Genomic DNA, 21,774 nt, shown 5'->3' on the forward strand with positions numbered 1-21,774 from the left:
ATCGCCGAGGACACCGCCACGTACCCCGACGTACTCCCGGACGTCGACCTCAAGCTCCGGGCCGGAGCCACCGGCTTCGCTCAGCTCCTTGTCGTCAAGACGCCCGAGGCGGCCGCCGACCCCGCCCTCAAGAACCTCACCTACGCCCTCAAGTCCGACGGCGTCTCACTCCAGGCCGACGAACACGGCAACATGAGTGCGCTCAACCCCGCCGGGCAGCTCGTCTTCACCGCGCCCACCCCCCGCATGTGGGACAGCACCACCGCCTCGGCCCCCCTCGCCGCCCGCACCGCCGAGGAGACGGGCCCCGCCGCTGACACGAGTGAGTTCGAACCGCCGCACGGCGCCAACGAGGCGGCGATGCCCGTGAGCATCGACGGCGACAACCTGCGACTTCACCCGGATCAAGACCTGCTGACCGGTGAGAAGACCCAGTACCCGGTGTACATCGACCCCTATGTCGACGGCTCCCGCTACTCCTGGACCATCGCGTACAAGAAGTATCCCAACAGCTCGTTCTTCAACGGCGCCGGCTGGGGCGGCTCGGGCAAGACGACCAACGAGGCGCGCTCCGGCTACGAGAACGAGACGAACGGCCTGGCCCGCTCGTACTTCCGCATGAACACCAAAAACCTCTGGGACACGAACAAGCAGGTCACCAAGTCCACGTTCCGGATCAAGAACACGTGGTCCTGGTCATGCACCGCGCGCAAGGTCAACCTGTGGCGCACCGCCGTCATCGGTGCCTCCACGACCTGGAACAACCGCCCCACGCGCCGCGAGAAGATGGATGACGCCACTGACGCCAAGGGATGGGGCTCGGGCTGCCCGGCCGGGAACCTGGCGTTCGACGTCACCAAGGGCGCCCAGGACGCGGCTTCCAGCAAGTGGAACTCCATCACTCTGGAGTTGTCGGCGGACAACGAGAGTGACGTCTACGGCTGGAAGAAGTTCGACGCCAAGTCCGCCGTCATGTCCACCACGTACAACACACCGCCCAGCGCCCCCACCGCACTGGACACCATCCCCTCGACGAAGAACAGCAAGGGCTGCGGTGACACGGCGCCCTACGGCCTCATCGGCAACACCGATGTCACCCTGACTGCCAAGGTCAGCGACAAGGACGGCGGCACGGTCACCGCCCGCTTCCACCTGTGGGCCACCGGCCACCACGACGACAAGGCAGGAGTCTTCTTCGACCAGACCGTCTCAGTGACCTCCGGGACCATCGCGAAGGTCAAGGTTCCCAAGGCCACCCTCAGCAAGTACCTGAACGACGCGAACGGCAACTTCTCCTGGAAGGCCCAGGCGAGCGACGCCACCGCCAAGTCCGACTGGACGCCCACCCTCGGGGCAGCCGGCTGCCGCTTCGTCTTCGACCCCAACCGCCCCAGCACTCCGCCCGCCGTGTCCTCGAAGGACTTTCCCGACAGCTCCGACGGCGTTCCCACCACCACCGGGCGCGTCCGCGCCCCCGGGACCTTCACGATCGCCAGCGGAGGCGTGAAGGACGTCGCCAAGTACCAGTACTGGACCGACTCCGACACCACGAAGCACGCCCTGACGCCCTCCGCCACCGGTGGCTCGGTCAGCGTCAAACTCACCCCCACGACCGCCGGGACGCACACGCTCTACGCCCAGAGCATCGACAAGGCCGGCAATGTCTCGGACGCCGCCACGTACATCTTCTTCGTCTTCGGCCTCGAACAGGCGGACCAGCCCGGCGACATCAACGGCGACGGCAACCCCGACCTCTGGGCCATCGACAAGGACGAGGTCCTGCACCGCATGTACGGAGCCGGCGACGGAACCGTGACCGACGTCGCCAACGAAGCCTCCCACTCCAACTGGAAGGGCGTGCGCGTCACCCACCGCGGTGACTGGACCGGCGACGGCTACGAGGACCTCATCGCCGCCCGGCACGACGACACCGCCGACGCCGACCGACTGTGGATCCACCCCAACAACGGCTACGGCTTCGCCTGCACCGACTGCACCGAAGAAGACGGCGGACCCCGCCAGGAACTCACCGTCTACGACGACAACAACAACCACTGGCAGAACGCCGACCAGATCCTCGCCATCGGCGATGTCGACGGCGCCCTCGACTACGACGGCGACGGAACCCCCGACACCCCAGGGCACCCCGATCTCCTCGTCAAGCAGGGCGACCAGCTCTGGCTCTACTACGCCACCGACGACAACCGCCTCGACACCGACCACGACCCCGTCCTCCTCGGCGACAACACCTGGGCCAACACGGACCTCTTCGCCCCCGGCGACACCAACGGCGACGGCCACGTCGACCTCGGCGCACGCGACCGCACCACCGGCGACGTCTACGTCTACCCCGGCACGGGCGACGACGGACTGCCCGACCTCGCGCACGGCGTGAAGGTGCCGACCACCCTCACCACCACCGCCAACCCCCTCCTCACCTCACCCGGGGACGCCGACCACAGTGGCGCCTTCGACCTCTGGTACACCCAGGTGACCGGCTCCGGCACCAAACTCGTCGGCCACCGGGACCCCTCCACCGGCAAGGGCACCGCAGTGGAAATGCCTGCGGACTTCGCGCCGTTCCGCACCATCAGCTAGGTCACACGGCAACGCCGACTCGGCGAAAGGGGCCCGGCTGTCCTCGCACCCAGCAAGGAGCAGCCGGGCCACATCGCGCAAGGGCCACGCGTCACCAACCCGCCCACGCGCATGTCAGCTAGCCGTTTACTGACGAAGGTCTCTCGGACGAAGGGCAACCGGGCGCTCAACTCCCGTACGCGCATGGGGAGGTTCTCCTGGGCCAATGTCATGGCGATCCAGGCGGTCCATCGGGGGCTGACAAGTGTGAGCGCATCCTCCACGCGCTGGGCGTTGATCGAAGAGATAGTGCGATCGGGCATCGGACCCTCCACGTAAGACGAGGTCATGCCGAGAGGGTGCCGAGCCACGGCGGTTTGGTACGGCGGAAGAAACGCGGTATCGACCGCGCGGCGGACGCACGGGAGACGAAGGCGAAGTCCGGCGCTGGCCGTGGTGACCGGTCACGGTCGGCGAGCCCGGTACCTCGTTGACCACCACAGGGGGGCGGGAGGCCGATGCCGTGATCAGCAAACCCCTGGACAAGGACACAGCGGGTTGCTAGGGATGGAAGAGAGCGACGAGCAACGGGAGATGACGTTCATGCCGACCACCAGCACGCACCGCACGGGGCCGGTGGCCGTTTCCCTTCCGCGGACGGCGCGGGATCCGCTCCTTCACCTTGCCCACGAGACCCAGGCGCCTACAGGCCCTGGCGCCACGCGGTGCCTCACGCATCCTCACGCCTGCAGCCTTCGAGGCATTCCCGTGCTCTGCTCCGCCTGTAGCGCCCGGCGGGACTGGCTCCTCATCAACCGGGGCCGACACGTCTGGATCGTCTGCCGCTGCGGCCACCAGTGGCTCGAGCCGGAGATCCGCCGTGCCGACTTCGACGCGCTCGTCGGCGCCCCGGACTGGACGCACCACGACAGCGTGCAGGAAGGACTGGTCGCCCTGGGATTCGACGGCGCCTTCGCCGGGCTGTACCTGGGTTAGGGGGCGGCGCGAGGAGAAGCCCTACCGGTGGGCTCCTCCTCGCTTTGGCGGTCAGTCTCGCGGTTCGTTCTTGGGCAGTTTTCCTCGGAAGGTGCAGCCGGGGCAGGCGTCCTCGCCCTGGATGTGGCCCTCGTACCAGCCGTGGACGGCGGCGTCCAGGATGGCTTCCTCCGCCGAGGCTTCGCCGCTGCGGAGCGCCTGGATGGCCTTTTCCACGACGACTCGAAGGACCGCGCTGTCGGGCGAGGGAAACGGCGGAGAGGGCATGGGCGACGGGCTCGGCATGTCAGCAGCCTACGTGCCGCAACAGGTCCGGTCAGTCCCTCCACCACCACGCGCCCTGGTGCAGGGGCCCTTCGGCCTGGTCGTTTGAGCGGGCAGTACGTGTTGGTTTTGGGGATGACGAAAGGCCGCCCCTGCTGGGTGGACGCGGGGCGGCCTGCCGATGTGGTTTGGTCAGTTCTCGGCGAGGTGGTTGGCGAGGTCGAGGGCGGCGGTTGCGATGGCCAGGCCCGCGCAGAGGCCGTGGACCTCGTAGAGGGTGGGGCGGACGATCCTGGGCCAGTGGCTCGGCAGGGCGGGCCAGGAAGCGAGGAGTACCTCCCCGGTGGGTAGCCCCAGGTGGGCGGTGACGTCCCAGCCCGTGTGCTGGGAGAGTTGCCAGGCGAGGAGCGTGTGGCCATGGCGGAGCGGGGTGGCGTCGGGGGACTGCCAGGCGATGTGGATCGGGCGGTTCGTGGCCTGGGGGACGTGTCGGATCAGTGCGCCGCGTACGCCGGGCGGCATGGGGAGTGCGGCGAGGGAGTCCAGTTTCAGGGGGGTGTCAGTGATCGGGGCCTCCGGTGGGCGGGATCGAGTGGAGGTCAGGCCCAGGAGAGGGCGTCGCGGACTGCGGCGGGGAGGTAGTCCTCCTGGCCGTCGTCGGCGATGAAGGCGACGCCATCGCGGACGACGACGTCCGTCGCGAGGTAATGGGTGAAGGGCCAGTCCGGGTTGATGGCGAGGCGGATCGGCATGTTGGGGTCCAGACTCTGGAGCTGGCCGAGCAGGTGCCCGACGGTGAGGTAGTACGGCATGGAAGCCTCCGTTGAGGGGACGTGGAATGAAGGACGGCCCGCCTGTCAGCGTCCGCTGGACGGGGGTACGTCGCGGATCGCGGGGGACGGGTTCTTGTGCTGGGCGAGGTGGTACCGGCGGCACTCGTTGACGTAGCCCTTGCCGGGGTGGCGCATCTCCCAGTTGCCGCAGGAGCAGACGGCCTGGCTGTAGTTGCGGCCGGGGCAGTCGGGGTGAAGCGGTTTGCCGGAGCTGGTGTGCTTGTGGTCGGGCGGGCAGAGCGAGTCGTCGGCGTGGTGGTTGGTGAGCGGGGCGTGGAAGGGCACGGTGATTCCTCCTGTGTGTGGGCGTTCGTGGTGGGGCGGAGTCGCGCTGCCGGAAAGGTGCTCCGGACGGCGTGCGGTACGGCGTCGGTGCTGTGTGCCGTGTCCATAGGGGCCGCGCCGCCGGAGTAGGTGCGGCGTGCATGGCTGCACGTGCGGCGGTATCAGGGGCGGCCCGCCCGTATTTCAGCGGAGGACGGGTGAGTTCGCCACGAGCGCGGAGAGGAATCCGGCGACGGTCTCGGCGGGCGTGCCGGGGCCGAACGACTGGGACCAGGGCTCCGCATCCCCCGGAATGACGTGGACCTGCCAAACGATGTTGCGTTTCCAGGCGGTGGGGTCCTCGGGGAGCCAGCCGACGTAGACGTGGCCGTCCGGGCTCATCGCGTGGACGTTGGTCTCCGGGGTGCCGACGATCCTCCAGCCAAGGCTGTCGAGGAGGTCGAGCACAGGTCCTGCGGCTCCGTCGCCCGAGAGCCAGCGGCGCCCTTCGACGGCGGGGGCCAGTCGGGCGGGAGGACGGGTGAGAGGAGTGTTCATCGACGACGGTCCTTCCGTTGACCTGCGGTTTCGTCCGGCACCCGTACGTTGACATGGGTTGGGCCGAAGTTCGTAGTCCTTTGCGGGAGTTGTTTCGGGTGAGCGCCGCAGCGCCCTCCGCTCCTGCGCGGAGGAGGGGGGCGCTGCGGACGTGGTGGTGGCGCGGGAAGATCAGCGGTGCGGGCCGCGCACGGGCCTCTGGGAGCTGGCAGCGGGGGTGGGTACGGGGGTGCCGGATTTTGTGCCGGTGGAGGGGGCGGAGCGGGCGACAGCGGCCTGTGTCCGGGAGGCGACTGGTGCATGCTGCGGGCTCGTGTCCAGGTCCTCGTGGGTCTCGATCACGAGGCCGATGGCGCGCAGGGAGGTGAGGCTCTCGGCCTGGCTGGCGCGGAGGCCGGAGGCCACGGTCGTGATGCGGTCCAGGTCGTGAAACTCCGTTTCGCGTCCGGGCCGGGTGAGCGCGTGAAGGCGTTCCTGGCGGACGCGAGTGGCGTTGTCGGTGACGACAAGGCACGACCGGATGCGTATGGCCACAGACAGGAGGGGGTCTTCGTCGGGCCGGGTGAGCGCCCGCTTTTCCAGCTCGGCGATGGAGCGGCCCCAGCGGCTCTCGATCATGTTGGTGGCCTGGTCCAGGAAAGTAGCTTCGGGCATGCGTTTTCCTCTGTTCGTAAGCGTAGGCGGAGGGCTGTCAGCGGAAGCGGCGCGTGGGTGCGGGCGCGGGTGGCACGGAGGCGCTGGCTACGGGAGCTGGGTGCTGGGGTCGTGGTGGTGGCGCTGTGGTGCGGCTGCGGGCGGCCTGGACGCGGAGGCTGGCGGCGGGGTGGGGCGTGTGCTCGGCGCGGCGGACCGCCTGGACGACAGCGGTCCGGCGTACGTCGAGCGGCGTCGGGGCCCGAGAAGGCTGAGGCCGGGGCGGGGTGAGCGGGGTGAGCGTGACGAGATGTTCCACGCTGCGGTTGATCATGTGGCGCTCGCGTGTCAGCGGCGCGGGGTCGGAGAGTGCTGCGGCCGTGGCAGCGATGAGGTGGGACGGTGTCCCGGCTGAGAAGTACGCCTTGGCGCGGTCGTAGCCGGGCGGGCCCGCCCACAGCACGATGGCTTCGTCGTCGTCACGGTTGCGACGGTTGTTGACGAAGACTCCGGCTTGTCCGTCCGGGGCGACGAACTCGATCGTGTTGGCCTTGGAGGCTCGTCGGGTCCAGCCGGCGTCTGTCAGGGGCTGGATGGAGTTGTCCAGGTACATGGAGGGGCGGTGGAGGAAGCGTCCATCGCCGTCGTCGGCCTCCGCCCAGTCGCGGGCCAGGGCTGTGGTGAGCCCTGCGACGATCTCGGGCGGCATCTGATGGTGGAAGGAAGCATGCCAGCTCGGTGGGGAGACGGCATCCTCGGCGGCGGAGATCTTGAACGTTTCGAAGTCGTCCCCGAACCAGCCGATCCTGATGCGCTGGTCGGGCGAGGTGACCAGGAGCTGGCAGGGGCCGTCCCGCAGCTCGTGGTGCGGCCAGTGGGCGACCGGGGCGAATCCCGGGTCGCCGGAGTATCCCCCGCCCGCGAGGTAGCGGGGGGTTACGAGGACATCCTCGAATGCGTCCGACGTGACGGAATCTGGGGGCATGGTGGGCATCCCGAGGGTGTGGGTACGGCTCCGCCCGTACGGCAAAGCCGAGGGGTCGGTAGAGGGCAGCGCTGCGAAGGGGGCGGCTCTCATGACCGCGTGGTCAGCGTGAACAGACGGTGGCGCGCGTACCGGGTGCGGTGACATTCGCAGGCGGTTCGTCACCGATGCCGGAAGGGCCGGGGGGTGGCGCGCTGCTGCGGCCGAGTGCGGCTGAGACACGCGAGGTTTCTGCACGGGCGATGCGGTGGAGCCGCTTGCCGCGCTCGGTGAGGGAGAGGGGCGAGCCGCTCCCGCGGATGCTGGCGCTGTCGTCAGCCTGGACCAGTCCGTCACCGATCAGGTCCTGTACGACGTCGCCGTACACGGGGAAGAGCGAGGGCGTCCTTGATCCGGAGGTGTAGAGGGTGTTGGTGAGGTGATCCGCGTGAAGGCGCAGCCCGCCGGCAGCGACGGCGTCCAGCGCGCGCTGCCGTGGACCGAAGATGCGCTCCTGGAGGGAGATGCCAGGCAGGTTCGCGCGGGCGTCCTGCAACGTCCGGGCGCCCAGGGCTGTCAGACCGAGATCCGGGCCGGACCTGCTGACCAGACCGTCATCGATAAGGGCCTGGACCTCGTCGGGACGGAGATGCTCGTCGATCCTGTCGACGCCCCGTAGTACGTGGGGAAGGCCGGTTTCTGGGTCGTGGTCCAAGCGCACGTCGCCGAACGAGATGTAGCTGAGCCCGCGGACGTCACGTTTCAAGTCCCTGTCGCGGTGGAGCCGGGTTCCTGCCCGGTCTGCCGTCTTCCTCTCCTCTTTCCTCGCCGCGCTCAGGAGCCGGGCGCCCTCGGCGCCGGGAGGCATGATCGCGCGCAGGCCGGAGATGGCCTGGTTGAGGTGGTCGTACGCTCCCGCGCGCCGGGTCGAGAGCAGTTCGAGACTGTGGGCGAGGTCGGGCATCACGCCGCCGGCACCGATGAGGTTGTCCGTCGACCCTTCGCTGACGGGTAGAAGCGCCCTGATGGCTCGTGCGGCGCGCTCCGTGAGCCTCTGGTGCAGTGCGTCGAGGGTGTCGGCCGCCTCTGTCACGAGCCGGGCCATGACACGCACCGGGTCAGCGGGCGGCAGCGCCTTGGAGAGGGGGCGCAGGTCCGTGACGCCGAACCGCTCGCTGATCGCGTGGCGGCCGGGGTGAGTGGAAGGGTCGTGCGGGTTCACCGGGCCTCCTCGATGCGTGCGAGGAGCGAGCGCACCAGGGTCGGCAGGCCCTCGGAGCCGTCGCCGCTCCACACGTGGTCGGTGCTGTTACTGAGGAGGAGGGCTGCGTCGTCGATGAGTCCGTCCATGATCTCCGTGCAGTCGTTCGACATGGTCGTGGCGGCGAGCAGGGAGGCGGTCAGGGCGTGGAGGTAGACGGGGGGCGTGAGGTCGGCGTCGTCGGCTGCGGCCTGCAGCGCGTCAAGGAAGAGTTCGGGCTCCCCCGCGTCTTTCAACTCGTCCAGGCCCGGCAGGTCCGGCGAAGGCACGGAGGTGGGTGCGGGGTTCGATGAGGTCGGGAGGCCGACGAGGGCGCAGATTCCCTCGACCGCCGTGGTCAGCTCGGCGAGGGACTCGGCGAGCCAGCCCAGCGCGGAGGCGTAGGAGGCGAGGGTGAACAAGCCCAGCGGTGTGGAGGGGAGCGATTCGGCGAGGAAGTCCTCCAGCCGCTTGGTCAGGTCATCGACCACCCGAGGCCCGGCCGAGAGCGGGCCGAGAGCCGGGTAGAGGTAGGAGCGGGAGGCCGTGGTCGGGTAGTCGGCGGTGAAGACGCGAGAGACCTCCTGCGCGGCGTCGGTGAGCAGGTCCGCGAACAGAGCACGGTCGGAGGAGACGCCGTCGTTCATCGGTGGGCAACCTTTCGAACAGAGGGAGACGCATGGGGCGCCGTTGAGGTCGTCGCGGAGCCTGCTGTGAGACCGGTCGCGTACGGGGAGCGGGCGCGGGCCGCGCGTACGCGGTCGCGCGCGGCAGCGGGGCTTTCGACGGTGGGGTGGGTGCCGACCCGGATCTGTGCGCTCCGGTAGACGGAGTAGTCGTGGCGGGGTCCGGCGGCAACGAGGTAGATCTCGCGTTTGTGCTGGGAAGTGGGGGGTGCGGGGCGGAACTGGATGACCATGCGGTAGGCCGCGCGCGGGTCCACGTAGACCTTGTGGAAGCCCGCGAGGCGGTCGCGCAAGGGCATGCAGTCGTCGCTGCCGTGGACGAGGTTCTGCAGCTCCACCAGGGCCAGGTCCCTTATGTCTGGCGGAAGTTGCTGGAGGTCAACAAGGGCGTCCGGGTGGGCGGCGAAGGCGAAGCGGGCGCGGCTCACAGCAGCCGCCCCTGGACTGGGGTCTGGAGCGGTTTCGCCATCATCGTGCGCGGCGCGTCGAGGCTGGCCTGCGGTATTGCGGTGGCACCGGCTGACCGGGAGAGGGCGACGCGGGCCCGGATGGCATCACCGTTGCGGTCGCTGTACTCCGGTGGCTCGGGCAGTGGCCCGCTGCGCTTGTCCAGCCAGGTCTGGGCGGCACCAACGTCGGCGAACGCGCCCTCGCGGATCGTGTACGTGCCAGCGTCGTGGTTCCACTCCTCGTGGAAGAGGCGAACCGGCGCCTGGTCAGCCTCGGGGTCGCGGACGAGCGTCCACGCCTCGCTGGGGTCGTCGTCGGAGGTATAGGTGTCGAGGACCTCGTAGCGGGAGCCCGACGTTTGTATCTGCTGCTCAACCCGGATCGTGAGGTCGTCGGCGGGCTCAATGAAGTCGCCACCGCGCAGTGCGATCTGATCGAGCGGGCAGCCGCGGTCTGCCAGCCAGTTCTGGGCGAAGGAGGCCGTGGCGTGGCGGCTCGTCTCGAACGTGAACGTGGATTCCCGCAGATCCCGCGCGACCGCGATCGCAACGAGTTGCGGCTCACCGGGTACCTCCCATGTGACCGATCGGTCATGGGCGAGGACGAAGCTGTGGGAGCCGTTGGGCGTGGTGTCGTGCCGGGAGAGCACCGTCAGGTCGCCGGAACGGAAGTCTTCCTTTACTTCCTCCGAGGCGTTGTCGGCCGGTGCAAGACGGTCGAGGCCGAAGTCGAAAACGTTGTTCACGCCGCCTCCTCCTCCGCCTGCTTGGGTGTGGGGGCGGCCAGCACCCGGTGGTTGGGCCGGGTCGCGCTGGTCGTACAGGCCGCGAAGGGGCCGTCGGGGGCGCGGAGGTGTGCCAGCGTGTGGTCCAGGTGGTCGCGGTGCCAGGTCGAAGGACCGGACAGGCCGGCCTCCGTGTCGGTGAGCTGCTGCCAGGCGAGCCAGAGCGCATGGAGACGGGCCACGGCCTCGGGGTGTTCGTACCACTGCGCGCACCAGGGCCGGTTCGCGCTGATCTCCCGGCCGTACACCGGCAGAAGGAGGTAGTGCACCCAGTCGCTGAGGGCGGCGAGTTCGGTGGCGTACGCCGGTCCGCCCAGTGCCGGGATGAAGATCGAGGTGGGACCGTCGGCCTGCTCGGTTTCGGGGTCGTCGTTCGTCGGCTGGTCGGGGTCGAGTTCCGGCTCGGTGGCGAGGCGATCGAGGGTGACTCCGTGCTGGCGAACCTCGGTCACGATCTGGGCGACGGTGGAGGCGAGATCGTCCAGGTTTGCGTCTGGGACGCGGACGGGTTCGCGTTCGGTCTCGGGGGTGGGCGGGCTGGTGTCGGGCATGGAAGGTGCTCCGTTCGCGGGGTGACGGCGTGCGGAAGACGATCTGCGGGATTCGGGGTTTGGCCCGGCCGGACAAGTGGCGTAGAGGGCCGCTACTGCGCGCTGCCCCTGGGGCAGCGGACGTGCGACGGGTTCAACAAGTGCAGGGCGTGGGCTGCCTGTTGGGGCACGACACCGTTGCCGAGGGCGGTGAGCTGGGCGGGGCGGCCCAGGCCGGGAGTGGCGGTGACCCAGCCCGGCTCCAGGCCCTGCATCCACTCGACGAACTCCGCACGCAAGCGGCCCGCAGCGTCGGTGGGTTCCGGAGCGGGGCGGGTGAGGATCTCCCATCGGGCGACGGCGGCTGCATATCGGCCCCACCGCGTGCCGTCTTCCTCGGAGCCGAGTACGTCTGCCGCAACAACGGCAGGGACGTCTCCGGAGAAGAGGCCGGTGGATGCCCCGAGCTGGAACTGGTGCTCGTGCGATGCGAGCGCGGCAGGGAGGCTGCCGCGCTGGGCAGGGTCAAATCCCCGTTGCCGTGACGCTGGTTCGGCGAGCCCTTGATGCCGTCGGAGGCTTTCGGGGTGGGCAGGAGCCACTCCACCTCGTCGGCCAGATTGGGGCCGTGCCCACCCTGTTTCCGTTTCGTCGGGTGCTGACTGCCGCCGTTCGTCGCCAGGTTGCTCGTCGGGGTTTTGAGCAAGGCGTTCGGCGGGCCAGGCGCTGAGGAAGACGCGCTCGCGGCGGTGCGGTGCGCCGACGTCGGAGGCACGAAGCACGAGCCAGCGCGCGTCGTACCCGAGGTCGGCCAGGGAGCCGAGTACGGCGCCGAGTGCCCGCAGAGCAGGCCGGTCTGGGGCGTCTCCCAGACACCACGGGCAGGGTTCCACGTCGCCACGGGCTGCGGCGGGTGAGGTGAGGAGGCCGCGCACATTCTCGATCACCACCAGGCAGGGGCGGAGGGCTTCGACCGCACGGGTCACGTGCAGCCAGAGCCCGGAGCGGGTGTCGGGGTTGAGGCCGGTGCGGGGCCCGGCAACGGAGACGTCTTTGACAGGGGAAACCGGCGGTGAGGACGCACACCTCGGGGACGAGGGACCAGTCGGTAGTGGTGATGTCCCCGAGGTTGGGCACACCGGGCCAGTGCCGGGCGAGGATGCGCGAGGCGGCGGGATCGGTCTCGGCGTGCCAGGCGACCGTGCCGCCGAGTGCGGAGAGAACGCCCAGGTCCAGGCCGCCATACCCGGAGCAAAGGGAGCCGATGGTCAGACTCATCGGTGGCCGCCGCGTCGGTGAGGGGGCGAGGACGGGGCAGGGGGAGATGAAGGTGCTGGGTTGTAACCGGCGTTCAGTGCGCTGCGTAGGAGGGCGACCTGGACTCGTGCGCCGCCGTTTTCCACGCGGTAGGCGGTGCGCTCCAGGGCATCCACCGCACGGTGGAGGGCGAGGCGGGTTTTGCGCAGGGTCTCGCGCGCTTGGCTGTCGGTAGTCGAGGCGTGGGTGTCCGGGTTGCTGAGGCACACGAAAACCCGGCTCGTCGCGCTCAGAGCGGAGAGAGCCTCGCTGATCGGCGCTATGGCTTGTGTGAGCAGCGCGGCCCGTTCCCCTTCGTTGGAGTGGGAAGAACGGTGAATCTTGAGGAGGCCAACGGCCAGGACGTCTACCGCCTCGGCGGTACGAAGGGCGAGCCGAGAGGCGTGGGCGGGGTCCGGGTGTTCGACGAGGGACTCGGCCTCGGGCAGCATCTCGGCCAGGGCTGCGAGCCTGAACTGCGATCGGGTCAGGGCATCGGGCAGCTCGGTGTCAAAGACGGTTTGATTCATGGCGGGGGTCCCAACGTTGTGGGTGGGGAGGAGGGCTGGCGTAACCCCGTAGGGGGCGCTGGACGATCGCTCGGCTTCCGCGGCTGGCAGGGCGAGGCGGAGCACGGGCGTTCATCCCCGGCGTTCGCCTTTATCCGGCCGCTGAGTCAGCGGGGAAACGGCAGGCGCCGCGGAGAACGGCTCGGGAGCAGGAGAGGCGCTGCGGGAGCCGCGGTACAAGACGGCTGGGACGCGCGCGCCTCCGGCTTCGAAGCGGTACGCCGGGTGCGCCAAGGTGGTGGTGGCGTCGTAAAGCTCGCTACGCGCCTGGTGCAGCGAGTCGTACACCGCTTCGCGCTCCCCTCCTCGACGTCGGGATCCAGCGGGCCGCTGACTGCGCGAGCGGTGGCTGAGGGGAGCGTAAGGATCGTTCTTCACGGTGCGTCCCGGTGATGAGAGCGAGAAGGCGTGGTCGAGGGAGCCGTCGAAGGGCGCGCGGGGCGGTATGGGACGTGCCGAACTGCGCGCGGAGTGCTGCGGGCGAGGGCGGCGTGCACCTGCTCGGCCTGAGGTTCGCGTGCTTCTGGGGCGGGCGGCGGGCTGGTGCCGCCGATCGCGGTGTCCCAGCGGGCACGGACGTCGTCGAGCGGCCCGAGCGCGTGCAGGGCATGGCTGATCAGGCGTCCTGGAGTGAGGGTTTCGTCCTCGGCGGCGTCCCGGACCGCGCGGGCGGAGGCGGCTGCGGTCCGGGTGAGAGAGGAACGGATCACCTGCTGCCCGAGCCAGTCGGCGTCGCCTGCTCCGACGCCGTCGGCGAGCGCGGTGATCTGCTCGCGGGTGAGGGTGCCGTCGGCGAGAAGGCCGCGTCGCTGTGCTTCCCACAGGACGGTGAGGCGGTCGATGGGTTCGCCCCGGTGGTGCAGTGCGCCGAGGCACTGGTAGAGCAGGCCGTGAGCGGTGGTGGAGAAGTCGCTGGGACGCAGCCAGTTGACGACGGCGTCCATGGAGCCCGGCTGCTCGATGAGGACGGACAGGAGGAAGCGCTCGTCGTCGAGGACGCTCTCGGCCGGAGCGGGCGCGGCCGGCAGCGGAGAGGAGCCGGAGGGTAGCGCGGGGCGGGCTTCGGCACCCCAGCTCTCGGAGAGATCCCGCAGGACACCGGTGAGCACGTCGGCTTGGTGGAGGGCGCCTTCGACGTCTCCGCGTACGGAGTCAGCGCGGGCGGCTTGGTGGAGGCGGATCGCGTGCTGGGTGATGGTGCGGTGGATGGCGCCCTCCAGCACCATACGCCCGTAAACGGGGGCGTGTTCGGGATGTGGGCAGCCTTGCACCAGGGAGTGGGCGTACACGTCGGTCAGGCCCCGTACGTGGCGGCCGGCCTCGGCGACAGCGTCGGTGATCCACGACAACGGGACGTCGTCCCCGGCGAGCGCGGGGTGATGTTTGTCGCGCAGCGTGCACATGGCAGAGAACAGAGCCCGGTGCGCGGGCCGTTCGAAGTGGGCTGGAGCGAGCCAGCCGAGGTGGGCAAGCTGACCGGGGTCGAGGAGGATCGCGCCGAGGACCGCCTGCTCGGCGCTCAGGAGCGGGTTCACCGGTGCTCTCCCGACTCCGGCGCGGAGGAGCCAGGGGCTACGGCGCGAAGACGGGCGACGGCGTGCTCGGCGTCGTCCAGGGCGCGGGCGAGGCTGTCGAGCGTCGCGGCGAAGGCAGTGTCCGTGGCGGCTATAGCGCCCGCCTCGCTGACCAGCCACCACTGACCGTTGCGGCGGACGGCGGGCGAGCGGCCCAGACGTCCGGGAGCGAGAGAGGAGGCGCTCATGCCGACAGCCCGTAGTCGTCGCGCTGGTTGTCCTTCGCGAGGGCTCGTGCGGTGATGGCCTTGGTGGCGTGGGCGGAGGCCGGGCCGATCGTCTTCGCGTGGGGTTCCTTGTACCAGGGGCGCAGGGTGAGCATGGCAATCCGCAGGCCGGTGGCGAGCAGGAGGGCTTTGCCCTTGGGCAGGGCGCGGATCGCGTCAGGGGGCAGGATGCGTTCGGTGCGCATGCTCACCGACGTGGACTTGCCGCTTTCGCTGGTGGAGACGGAGGTGGTCTGGACGTCGTGATCCCCGACCTGCTTGCTGAGCCGGTCGGCGAAGTCCGCGTCGTCGATGCCCGAGCCGACGATCTTGATGGTGGCCGCCGACCAGAGGGCGTCCATCCCGGCCTCGCCCCAGCAGCGCTGCCCCTGCCGGTAGGACTGCAGGATCGTGATCGGGATGACCCCCCGGCTGCCCAGGTGGCTGTACAAGTCCGGTAGGTCCGAGATTTTGCAGACGTTCGCGGCTTCGTCGAGGACGCACAGGGCGGGCGGGTCGAGGCGCCCTCCGGAGCGTTCGGCGACGACGACGGCGGCGCGCATGACGGCATCGGCTGCAGCGGCGATGATCGCGCTCGCTGAGCCTCCGCCGTCCTTGCTCAGCAGGAAGAGGGTGTCTGTGGAGGAGGCGAAGGCGCTGGGCTTGAACTCGGGAAGGCCCGGGTGGGGAGTGACCCAGGCTGAGACTTCGGGGTCGAGGAGGCAGCTCGCGTATTGGCGGGCGGTCTCGTAAATGCCGTCTCGTGTTTCGACCGCGCCTGAGACGGTGCCCTGGAGTTGAGCGGCGACCGCGTGGTGGCCGGCATCGGTGAGGAGGTCGACCGGGGTGCGGTCGGCGGGTGAGGCGAGCCAGGCCAGGGCGTCGGTGACGGGGCGGCGGTGGCTGGCGGCGGCGAGGAAGAGGGCGGCGAGCGTGTTGGCGGCGGCGGTCGACCAGAAGTCGTTGCCGTTCGACTCGTCCACGCTCGCGGCGACGAAATGACCGGCAAGCCGCTTTGCCCCGGCGAGATCGCGGGCATCGGCGAGGATGTCCCACCACATCTCGCGCGGGTGGTGTGCGATCTGCTGCGGGTCGAGCGTCCAGGCCGTGCCGACCTCGCTGCGGGCGCCGACCGTGGTCGTGTAGGCGTCGTTCGCCGCTTTGTTGCTTGTGAGGAGAACGGGGCCGGGGGCGGAGAGGATCGCGGGGATTGCCAAGGCGCTGGTCTTGCCGCTGCGCGGTGCCATGATCGCGACGATCACGTCCTCCCATGAGGCTCGCACCTCCGTCCGCCCCGGCGAGAGGGCGCCCAGGAGAACGCCCCTGTCGGCGGGAGCGATGTTCTTCGCGCGCAGTGTGCTGAGCGAGGGCCGCAGATCGCGGGCCTTGGCCGTGATCTCCTTCCCGAGCAGCGGGGAGAGATCGCCCCTGCGGGCGAGGCCCCTCCTTGCCCCGCCTCGCCACCTGATCCACAGTGCGATGCCGAGGACGGCGAGGCCGAGAGCCAGCAGGCCGGGGACGATCCGCGCGCCGATCAGGATTTCGGTTGTGGACAGATGCGGCCACGTCTCGGCGGGGCGAAGCAGCCCGTCGGTCACCTCGAACGGCGTCCAGGGCCCGACCCCGAGGAGGGTGTTGGTCAGGTTTCCGCTGAGCCAGGTCAGGGAGCCGACGCAGAGCCCGAAGCCGAGTGCGCCGAACAGGAGATACAGGAGCGCGTCCGTCCCGGTGGTGGCCGAGGGCGCGGTAGTGCGTTGTGCGGGCATGAAGAGTCCAGGAGGAGGCGCGGGCGGAGAAGGGCGGAGGGGGCGAGATGCAATCTGCGGTGTGGCATCTGGAACTCCTGGACGAGTGGGGCGGGCTGGTCAGCGGGTGTGGGGCGGGCGGTGCGAAGCAGCGCTCGGTGGGGCTTCGGCCGTCTCGTGCTGTGTAGGTGTCCCGCGTGCGACGACGTTCGGGGACGTGCTCTGCGCGGCCTGCTGCCTCTTCGTTTCCGTCCGTGTATCGGCGGTGGACGGTGCGGCGTGGGGAGCCGGGGCGCCCATGACGTCGTGAAGCAGTTCCCGCGTCCGCAGCTCGTAGACCATTTCGTGGTGCCGAGGGTGCGTGCGCTCCTGGGGGCAGGCGGCGACGCCTGCCTCTGCGTCCAGCAGGTACTCCTGAGCCCCTTCCAGCATGTTGTGCGCGGCGGCGAGGCGAGTCCACGTCTCGAACGGGGCGTTGGGCGGAACCGGGTTGTCGAAGGAAAGCCGCAGACGTGTCCAGTCCGCTGCTGCGGCCGTCAGTCCAATCAGTTCCGGCAACACACCCGCCAAGGCGCTGGTGACTTCCTCAAGGATGCTGGCGACCTCTCCCGGCGAGGCGTCCTCGGTCAGCCGGTGGATCATCCCGCGCACCGAATACGAGTCGGCGCCGGGCGGCGGAATGTAGCGGACCCGCGTATCTTCGTCCGGGCCCGGCACTGCGCCGTGTGCGAGTTTGATGTTGTGGGACATCGCCGCGCCGATGGCGTCGCCGATGCTGGGGTGGAATTCCGGCACTTCTGCTCCTCGGCCTGGGACTGGGACCGGACGGTGGGCTCGTACGGGTCGCGCCCACCGCCCGTGCTCTCGCTGGTCGCCGCCGGTGGGTCTGGCAGCGCGAGCGCCTGGGTGTAGGGGGTTCACCGGGTGACCGTGAGAGTGAGGTCGTCCGTGAGGGAGGCGAGGCGGGCCCGGGTCTCCTGAGCGGTGTCATCGGTGACGATGAGGAAGCCGACGCGGGCGGTGTCGAGATTCCCGGCCGGGGGCAGCGCCACCTGTTCGCCGACCTTGCGCAGCCACGTCACCTCGTGAAGCCACGGGCACGTCGCATCCGCGTCGGCGGACAACTCGCGGGCGGTGAGGACGCCCGAGGCCGGCGGGTAGAGGATCTTGATCGCGGCGGTCGTGTGGGCGGTGCGCGTGAGGTCGGGCTGGCGTCCGCAGGCGACGTCGGCGGCGATGCGGGGCAGGTCGAGGCCGGTCGCGAGGCGAACGAGCGTGCCGATCCGGTCCCCGCCGATGCGCGCGTTCACCTCGATGATCCTGGGCCCCGTGGCGGTAAGGCGCATCTCCACGTGCTGGATACCGGAGGTCACCCCGAGCGCCCGTACGGCCTGGATCGCGACGGGCGCGACCTCGGGCAGGAGCGGGTCGGCGGCATCCACGGTGTGGCCCGTCTCCTCGAAGTACGGGGCGAAGCCGACCTCCTTGCGGGTGACGGCCAGCGCGGTGGTGATGCCCTGGTGGGTGACGCACTCGACGGAGACTTCCGGGCCCGCCAGGTATTCCTCGACGAGCACACCGCTGCCCTCCGGGCCCTGCTCACCGGCCCCGGCCGAGGCAAACTCCCAAGCAACGAGCAGCTCTTCAATGTTGTCGGCGCGGATCACGCCGATGCTCGCAGCGTGGGAGGACGGCTTAAGGACGACGGGGAAGCCGGTACTGAGCGCGGCCTCACGTGCCTGTTCCAGGCTGGTGACGCGCGTCGAAGTGGCCGAGGGAACGTCGTGCTCGGCGAACAGGCGGCGGCTCCTGGCCTTGTCGCGGCACGCAGTCATCGCCTCCACCGCGTTGCCGGGCACGCCGAGGCGTTCGACGAGCGCTGCGGTGGGCACGAGCGCGTACTCGTCCCACGTCACCACCCCCGCGACCCGGTGCCGCTCAGCCAGGGCCAGGCCAGCCGCGACCACCGAGTCGACATCGTGAATGTCGGCGACCTCGTGATCGGCTACCAAGTGGTGCGCCCAGGACGGCGACTTGGTGTCGATCAGCGCGATGGGATATCCGGCGGCGGCCTGCTCGACGCAGTACCCCCGGTAGACGGGGTCCGTACCCCCGACGACGATCAGCAGCGGGGATGTGGTCATCTGCGACACGGGAGAACCTCCAGGTGCACGGAAATCGGGAAGGGAGAGGAAAGGAAGGGGAAGGACGAGGCCCGGGGCACACGTCATCGCGCGTCCGCCACGTGCTCGGACTCCGACGCGGAGGCACGGGCCCGGTGGCCGGGGAGGTCGTAGGCGCTGCGGTGGCGGCGAAGGCCGGCGAAGCACACAGCCAGCGCCGCGCCTTGAAGAATGGCGCAAGCCAGCAGGAGGAGCGGAATGCTGTCGGCGGGGACGAGGGCAATCAGGGCTCCGGCGAGCGGGAGCGGCAGCAGCACCAGGATGATCGTCACGGCCAGGGTCGAGCCGAACGCCGGAGCGGGGATGGCATGGGCGCGCAGGGTGCGCAGCACCACGGTCATCGCTCCCTCACCGGCCATGACCGCCGCCACCGCAATCGTGTACGCGGGGAAGGTGGGGGCCAGGGCCGCGCCCAGGCACGCGAGGGTGACGAGGGCGGCCATGCTCGCGCCCACAGCCCAGATTCCGAAGCGGTCGATGGCCCGGCGGCTGATCCAGATCGCCACCAGGGAGGCCACCGCTGCCGCACTCCAGACCGACCCCACAGCGGCGGTTGAGTAGTGGAAGTGATGGACGACGGTGATCGGGGCCGAAGCCTGCAGTACGCCGGTGGCGAGATTCGAGGCAGCCAGACCGCCGACCAGCCACACCAGTGCCGGTGTGTGCCGTAGCGTTGTCCACCCCGTGCGCAGGCTGCTCCGCTCCCGGGCGTCGTCCGTCGGGTGAGTGTGCGCCTTCGTCGGAGGGGTGAGCGTGGTGGCGGTGAGCGCGAGGAGCGCGACCACCACGAGTAGGGCGGTGGGCCCGGCGAGCAGGAGCAGGCCACCGAGCAGTGGTCCGATCAGCAATGCGGCCTGGTCGATCCCGGTCTGCGCGGCCTGCACCCGGTGCGCCTGGCTGCCCATATCGCGGCTGGCCTTGGCGCCGAGCGTCTCGATCGCAACGAAGGAGACCTCGGCCAGCAGCCCGGAGACCGCTCCGAAGACGAGCGTTGCCGCCGTCGAGAACCCGCCTGTGCTCGGAAGGATGAGAAGGACGACCGCGGTCACGGCGACGACGAGGGTGCGAGCCGTGTTGGAGACCCGGAAGGCGTGGCCGGCACCCCACCGGTCGACCAGCGATCCGGCGACGGTGAAGGCGGCGATCCTGGGCACCCATTCGATCAGGAAGGCAAGGCCGGTGAGGACGGTGGAGCCGGTGGTGACGAGCACGAGCAGAGGGACGGCGTATGTGGTCGTGGCGCTGGCCAGAGCGTCGGCGGCACGCATGAGGTAGGTGCGCGACGGTCCACCGGTCAATGCGTGGGTGACGGACACGGGTGTCACCGGCCCCGGGGGGAGGGCGTGTGCGCTGTGGGGAAGGGCGCCTGGCTCTGGGCAGTTGTGGCAGAGGGGGATGGGGTAACGCACGCGTCAGCGGCTGAGGGCGAAACGGCGAGGGCAGCCCTCTGGGAGGCGGGGGGTGGTGCGATGTTGCGCACCACGGTCGCGGCATCGGTGAGTTCCGCCTGGGCTGCGGTCAGGAACTCGGCAGCCGTCTCGAAGCGGTCGCGCAACTCGAATGACTCGTCGTCCAGCTCTTCCAGCCGAGCCGAAACGGCTTCCAGCGCCTCCCGGACTCGTTCCAGCCCGCCATGCTGGGGGTGAATCAGGTGCTCTACTGGGCGGGCGAGGCTCTGCCCGTCCGGCGCGGCCCAGACCTGATCGGTGAGCCGGAGGATTTCACTTCCGGTCTTGTACGGACCGAGCGGATTGGTCGGGCTGATCTCGGTGGAGGCGTCGAGGGTGGGGTCGAGGCGGACCTCGTAGCGGGCCGCCCGAAGCATCTGGGCCGCATACGTGGCGATGGCGCGGCTCTCGTCGGCGGGGGTGGTGGAGGCGAGGCGGTGGCGGCGGCCGTGCCAGTCCTGAATCTGCTGGAAGCCCGCGTGCTTGAGGAGGGCGGCGGACAGGTCGTCGCTCGCCCCGTGGGCGACGACGCTGCCGCTGATCTCGGCGGAGATGGCTATGGAGGGGGCGGGCATGGGCTTCTCCTGCGGTCGGGGAACGGGCAGATGGCCCAGGTCCTTGGTGATGCGCCGACACTCGGCCTGAAGGCGGAAGGCGTCGCGGTAGGAGGCGTGGAGACCTCCGTCTTCCCGGGCGACGGTGGCGACGATGTCCATCCGACGGGGCTGACTTCGCAGGGCCAGCCACCGGCAGGCGTCCGGATCACCCACGGGAGCCAAGCCGGTGGTGTCGACGAGGCGGCGGGCGACTGCGGCCCACTGCGTGTCGTGCGGGTCCTGATGCCGGGGGTCGGAGCGCACCGAGCACAACCAGACGGGCTCTGGCGGAGCCCGGAGGCCGAGTCGCTCGATGGGCGCGTCGAGGACCTGAGCGAGGACGGGCGGGGAGAGCGACTCCGCGAACATGGCGAGCGGGGCGCCGTGACCATCGCCGTCGATCAGGCGTGGGTTGTCGTGGTTGCCGCGCTCGCCTGGGCCAAGCAGGTAGGCGAGCGTATCCACAGTGCTGCGGGCACGGTGCAGAGAGACGAACAAGGCGACGACCTCGGAGGGGTGGCGGGAAAAGAGCCCGGTCGGGCTACCAGAAGGAGAGGTTCCGCGAAATCCGGGATTTGGCCGGGCCGAGAAAGGCTGGTAGTAGGGACACCGTGACGATGCTCCGTACCAATCAGACTGGGTGACGGCACGACGTGCCACGTCTGCTCAGCGTCCCCAAACCGCCGTGAATCTCAGCGCCCCGAGAGGACCACTAGATTGGGTCGTTCGACCCGGCCCCTAGCCCGAGGCCATCCGAACCAACTCGGCGCAATTACTGAGACGTCAGCACCAACGGCCGGTGCGATGGAGTTCTGCGAATAGTGCCCCGCGGCCGCCCGCGCTCTTCTATGGTCAAGCCAGGCAGGGCTTTTGGGTTCCCTACGCCGTTCCTTCAGTGTGCGCCAATGTAGGCACTGCAACGGGAGGCGTCATGGGACGCAGGGGCGTTCGCCGTACGAAAGAGGATCCGGACTGGAACCGGCGTTCATTCTTCGCCGCAGTCGGACGACTGCTACTCGAAATTTACGACCGAGTATGCGAAGAGCTGCGCAGTTGACAGCCCGGACCCCCTTTCTGACTGTGGACACAGCCATGCGCCGCTAGGCGCAACACGTCACGGTGATTGCTGGTCACCGGACGTGACGGGCCGCGGTGTTAGCGCACCGCGGCCCGCGCTTTTGGTCGGCGCCGTGGGCGGACGACGCGCAACTGTTCATGGACAGGAGAAGCACCGCGCTAACGGTGGCACTCCTGCGGGCGGGCGAGGCATTGGCGGTTGCCTCGGCCTCCTTCCCTACCCGAAGTTCCACGTTGTGAGCAGGTCCAGAAGGCCGCTCCCCACACGCGCGGGGATGGACCCTGTCTCGGAGGATAGCCA

The 21,774-nt window shown here is 69.7% G+C and carries 22 protein-coding genes and 2 pseudogenes; 2 read left to right on the forward strand and 22 right to left on the reverse strand.

Annotated features, from left to right (window positions below):
• Positions 1–2,598 (forward strand): FG-GAP-like repeat-containing protein (locus G3I42_RS00005; protein WP_164281784.1); only part of this gene is annotated, 2,598 nt, incomplete at its 5' end.
• A gap of 747 nt (positions 2,599–3,345) precedes the next feature.
• A complete protein-coding gene (locus tag G3I42_RS37250; RefSeq protein WP_239096169.1) occupies positions 3,346–3,573 on the forward strand; it encodes a hypothetical protein in 228 nt (75 codons plus the stop codon).
• Positions 3,574–3,624: 51 nt separating this feature from the next.
• Here G3I42_RS37250 and G3I42_RS00015 read toward each other — a convergent pair whose 3' ends face one another.
• From G3I42_RS00015 to G3I42_RS37270, 22 genes and pseudogenes are all read right to left on the reverse strand, one after another.
• A complete protein-coding gene (locus G3I42_RS00015) occupies positions 3,625–3,858 on the reverse strand; it encodes a hypothetical protein (RefSeq protein ID WP_164281785.1) in 234 nt (77 codons plus the stop codon).
• 171 nt (positions 3,859–4,029) lie between these two features.
• A complete protein-coding gene (locus tag G3I42_RS00020; RefSeq protein ID WP_164281786.1) occupies positions 4,030–4,359 on the reverse strand; it encodes an esterase in 330 nt (109 codons plus the stop codon).
• Positions 4,360–4,436: 77 nt separating this feature from the next.
• Entirely contained in the window at positions 4,437–4,649 is a 213-nt protein-coding gene (locus tag G3I42_RS00025) for a hypothetical protein (RefSeq protein WP_164281787.1), read from the reverse strand.
• Between the two features lie 45 nt (positions 4,650–4,694).
• On the reverse strand, positions 4,695–4,955 hold the full coding sequence (locus G3I42_RS00030) for a hypothetical protein (RefSeq protein ID WP_164281788.1): 261 nt from the start codon (positions 4,953–4,955) through the stop codon (positions 4,695–4,697).
• 183 nt (positions 4,956–5,138) lie between these two features.
• Complete coding sequence (locus tag G3I42_RS00035) at positions 5,139–5,492, reverse strand: DUF317 domain-containing protein (RefSeq protein ID WP_164281789.1); 354 nt, start codon at positions 5,490–5,492, stop codon at positions 5,139–5,141.
• A gap of 171 nt (positions 5,493–5,663) precedes the next feature.
• Positions 5,664–6,146: a hypothetical protein gene (locus G3I42_RS00040; RefSeq protein ID WP_164281790.1), complete on the reverse strand. Its 483-nt coding sequence runs from the start codon at positions 6,144–6,146 to the stop codon at positions 5,664–5,666.
• A gap of 37 nt (positions 6,147–6,183) precedes the next feature.
• Complete coding sequence (locus tag G3I42_RS00045) at positions 6,184–7,110, reverse strand: DUF317 domain-containing protein (RefSeq protein ID WP_164281791.1); 927 nt, start codon at positions 7,108–7,110, stop codon at positions 6,184–6,186.
• Between the two features lie 103 nt (positions 7,111–7,213).
• Entirely contained in the window at positions 7,214–8,311 is a 1,098-nt protein-coding gene (locus G3I42_RS00050) for a hypothetical protein (RefSeq protein ID WP_164281792.1), read from the reverse strand.
• Positions 8,308–8,976 (reverse strand): hypothetical protein, encoded by a 669-nt coding sequence (locus G3I42_RS00055; protein WP_164281793.1) that lies wholly within the window; start codon positions 8,974–8,976, stop codon positions 8,308–8,310. Before G3I42_RS00055 ends, G3I42_RS00050 begins: the two co-directional genes overlap by 4 nt.
• Positions 8,973–9,443 carry a hypothetical protein gene (locus G3I42_RS00060; protein ID WP_164281794.1) on the reverse strand — a complete coding sequence of 157 codons (471 nt, stop codon included), beginning with the start codon at positions 9,441–9,443 and terminating at the stop codon, positions 8,973–8,975. The genes G3I42_RS00055 and G3I42_RS00060 overlap by 4 nt, the downstream gene beginning before the upstream one ends.
• Positions 9,440–10,210 carry a glycosyl hydrolase gene (locus tag G3I42_RS00065; protein ID WP_164281795.1) on the reverse strand — a complete coding sequence of 257 codons (771 nt, stop codon included), beginning with the start codon at positions 10,208–10,210 and terminating at the stop codon, positions 9,440–9,442. The genes G3I42_RS00060 and G3I42_RS00065 overlap by 4 nt, the downstream gene beginning before the upstream one ends.
• Entirely contained in the window at positions 10,207–10,800 is a 594-nt protein-coding gene (locus tag G3I42_RS00070) for a DUF4913 domain-containing protein (RefSeq protein WP_164281796.1), read from the reverse strand. The genes G3I42_RS00065 and G3I42_RS00070 overlap by 4 nt, the downstream gene beginning before the upstream one ends.
• 92 nt (positions 10,801–10,892) lie before the next feature.
• Positions 10,893–11,078, reverse strand: coding sequence for a hypothetical protein (locus G3I42_RS37255; protein ID WP_239096171.1), 186 nt, complete (start codon positions 11,076–11,078; stop codon positions 10,893–10,895).
• Between the two features lie 471 nt (positions 11,079–11,549).
• A pseudogene (locus tag G3I42_RS38350) lies at positions 11,550–11,918 on the reverse strand (DNA cytosine methyltransferase); the annotation flags it as partial.
• Positions 11,893–12,057 (reverse strand): annotated as a pseudogene (locus G3I42_RS37265) (DNA methyltransferase); the annotation flags it as partial. The pseudogenes G3I42_RS38350 and G3I42_RS37265, both read right to left, overlap by 26 nt.
• Positions 12,054–12,605: a hypothetical protein gene (locus tag G3I42_RS00080; RefSeq protein ID WP_164281798.1), complete on the reverse strand. Its 552-nt coding sequence runs from the start codon at positions 12,603–12,605 to the stop codon at positions 12,054–12,056. The gene G3I42_RS00080 and the pseudogene G3I42_RS37265, both read right to left, overlap by 4 nt.
• A 413-nt stretch (positions 12,606–13,018) precedes the next feature.
• Entirely contained in the window at positions 13,019–14,179 is a 1,161-nt protein-coding gene (locus G3I42_RS00085) for a DnaB-like helicase N-terminal domain-containing protein (RefSeq protein ID WP_164281799.1), read from the reverse strand.
• A 223-nt stretch (positions 14,180–14,402) separates the two neighbouring features.
• Positions 14,403–16,190 carry a type IV secretory system conjugative DNA transfer family protein gene (locus tag G3I42_RS00090; RefSeq protein ID WP_164281800.1) on the reverse strand — a complete coding sequence of 596 codons (1,788 nt, stop codon included), beginning with the start codon at positions 16,188–16,190 and terminating at the stop codon, positions 14,403–14,405.
• Between the two features lie 99 nt (positions 16,191–16,289).
• Positions 16,290–16,964 carry a hypothetical protein gene (locus G3I42_RS00095; protein WP_164281801.1) on the reverse strand — a complete coding sequence of 225 codons (675 nt, stop codon included), beginning with the start codon at positions 16,962–16,964 and terminating at the stop codon, positions 16,290–16,292.
• A gap of 122 nt (positions 16,965–17,086) precedes the next feature.
• Positions 17,087–18,313, reverse strand: a complete 1,227-nt coding sequence (locus G3I42_RS00100; protein ID WP_164281802.1) for an ATP-grasp domain-containing protein — start codon at positions 18,311–18,313, stop codon at positions 17,087–17,089.
• 83 nt (positions 18,314–18,396) lie between these two features.
• Positions 18,397–19,668: an MFS transporter gene (locus G3I42_RS00105; RefSeq protein ID WP_343244405.1), complete on the reverse strand. Its 1,272-nt coding sequence runs from the start codon at positions 19,666–19,668 to the stop codon at positions 18,397–18,399.
• A 5-nt stretch (positions 19,669–19,673) separates the two neighbouring features.
• Positions 19,674–20,894: a hypothetical protein gene (locus tag G3I42_RS37270; protein ID WP_239096170.1), complete on the reverse strand. Its 1,221-nt coding sequence runs from the start codon at positions 20,892–20,894 to the stop codon at positions 19,674–19,676.
• Between the last annotated feature and the right edge of the window lie 880 nt (positions 20,895–21,774).

Origin of the sequence: Streptomyces sp. SID11385 (assembly GCF_010548245.1) — a bacterium.
Classification (GTDB): Bacteria; Actinomycetota; Actinomycetes; order Streptomycetales; family Streptomycetaceae; genus Streptomyces.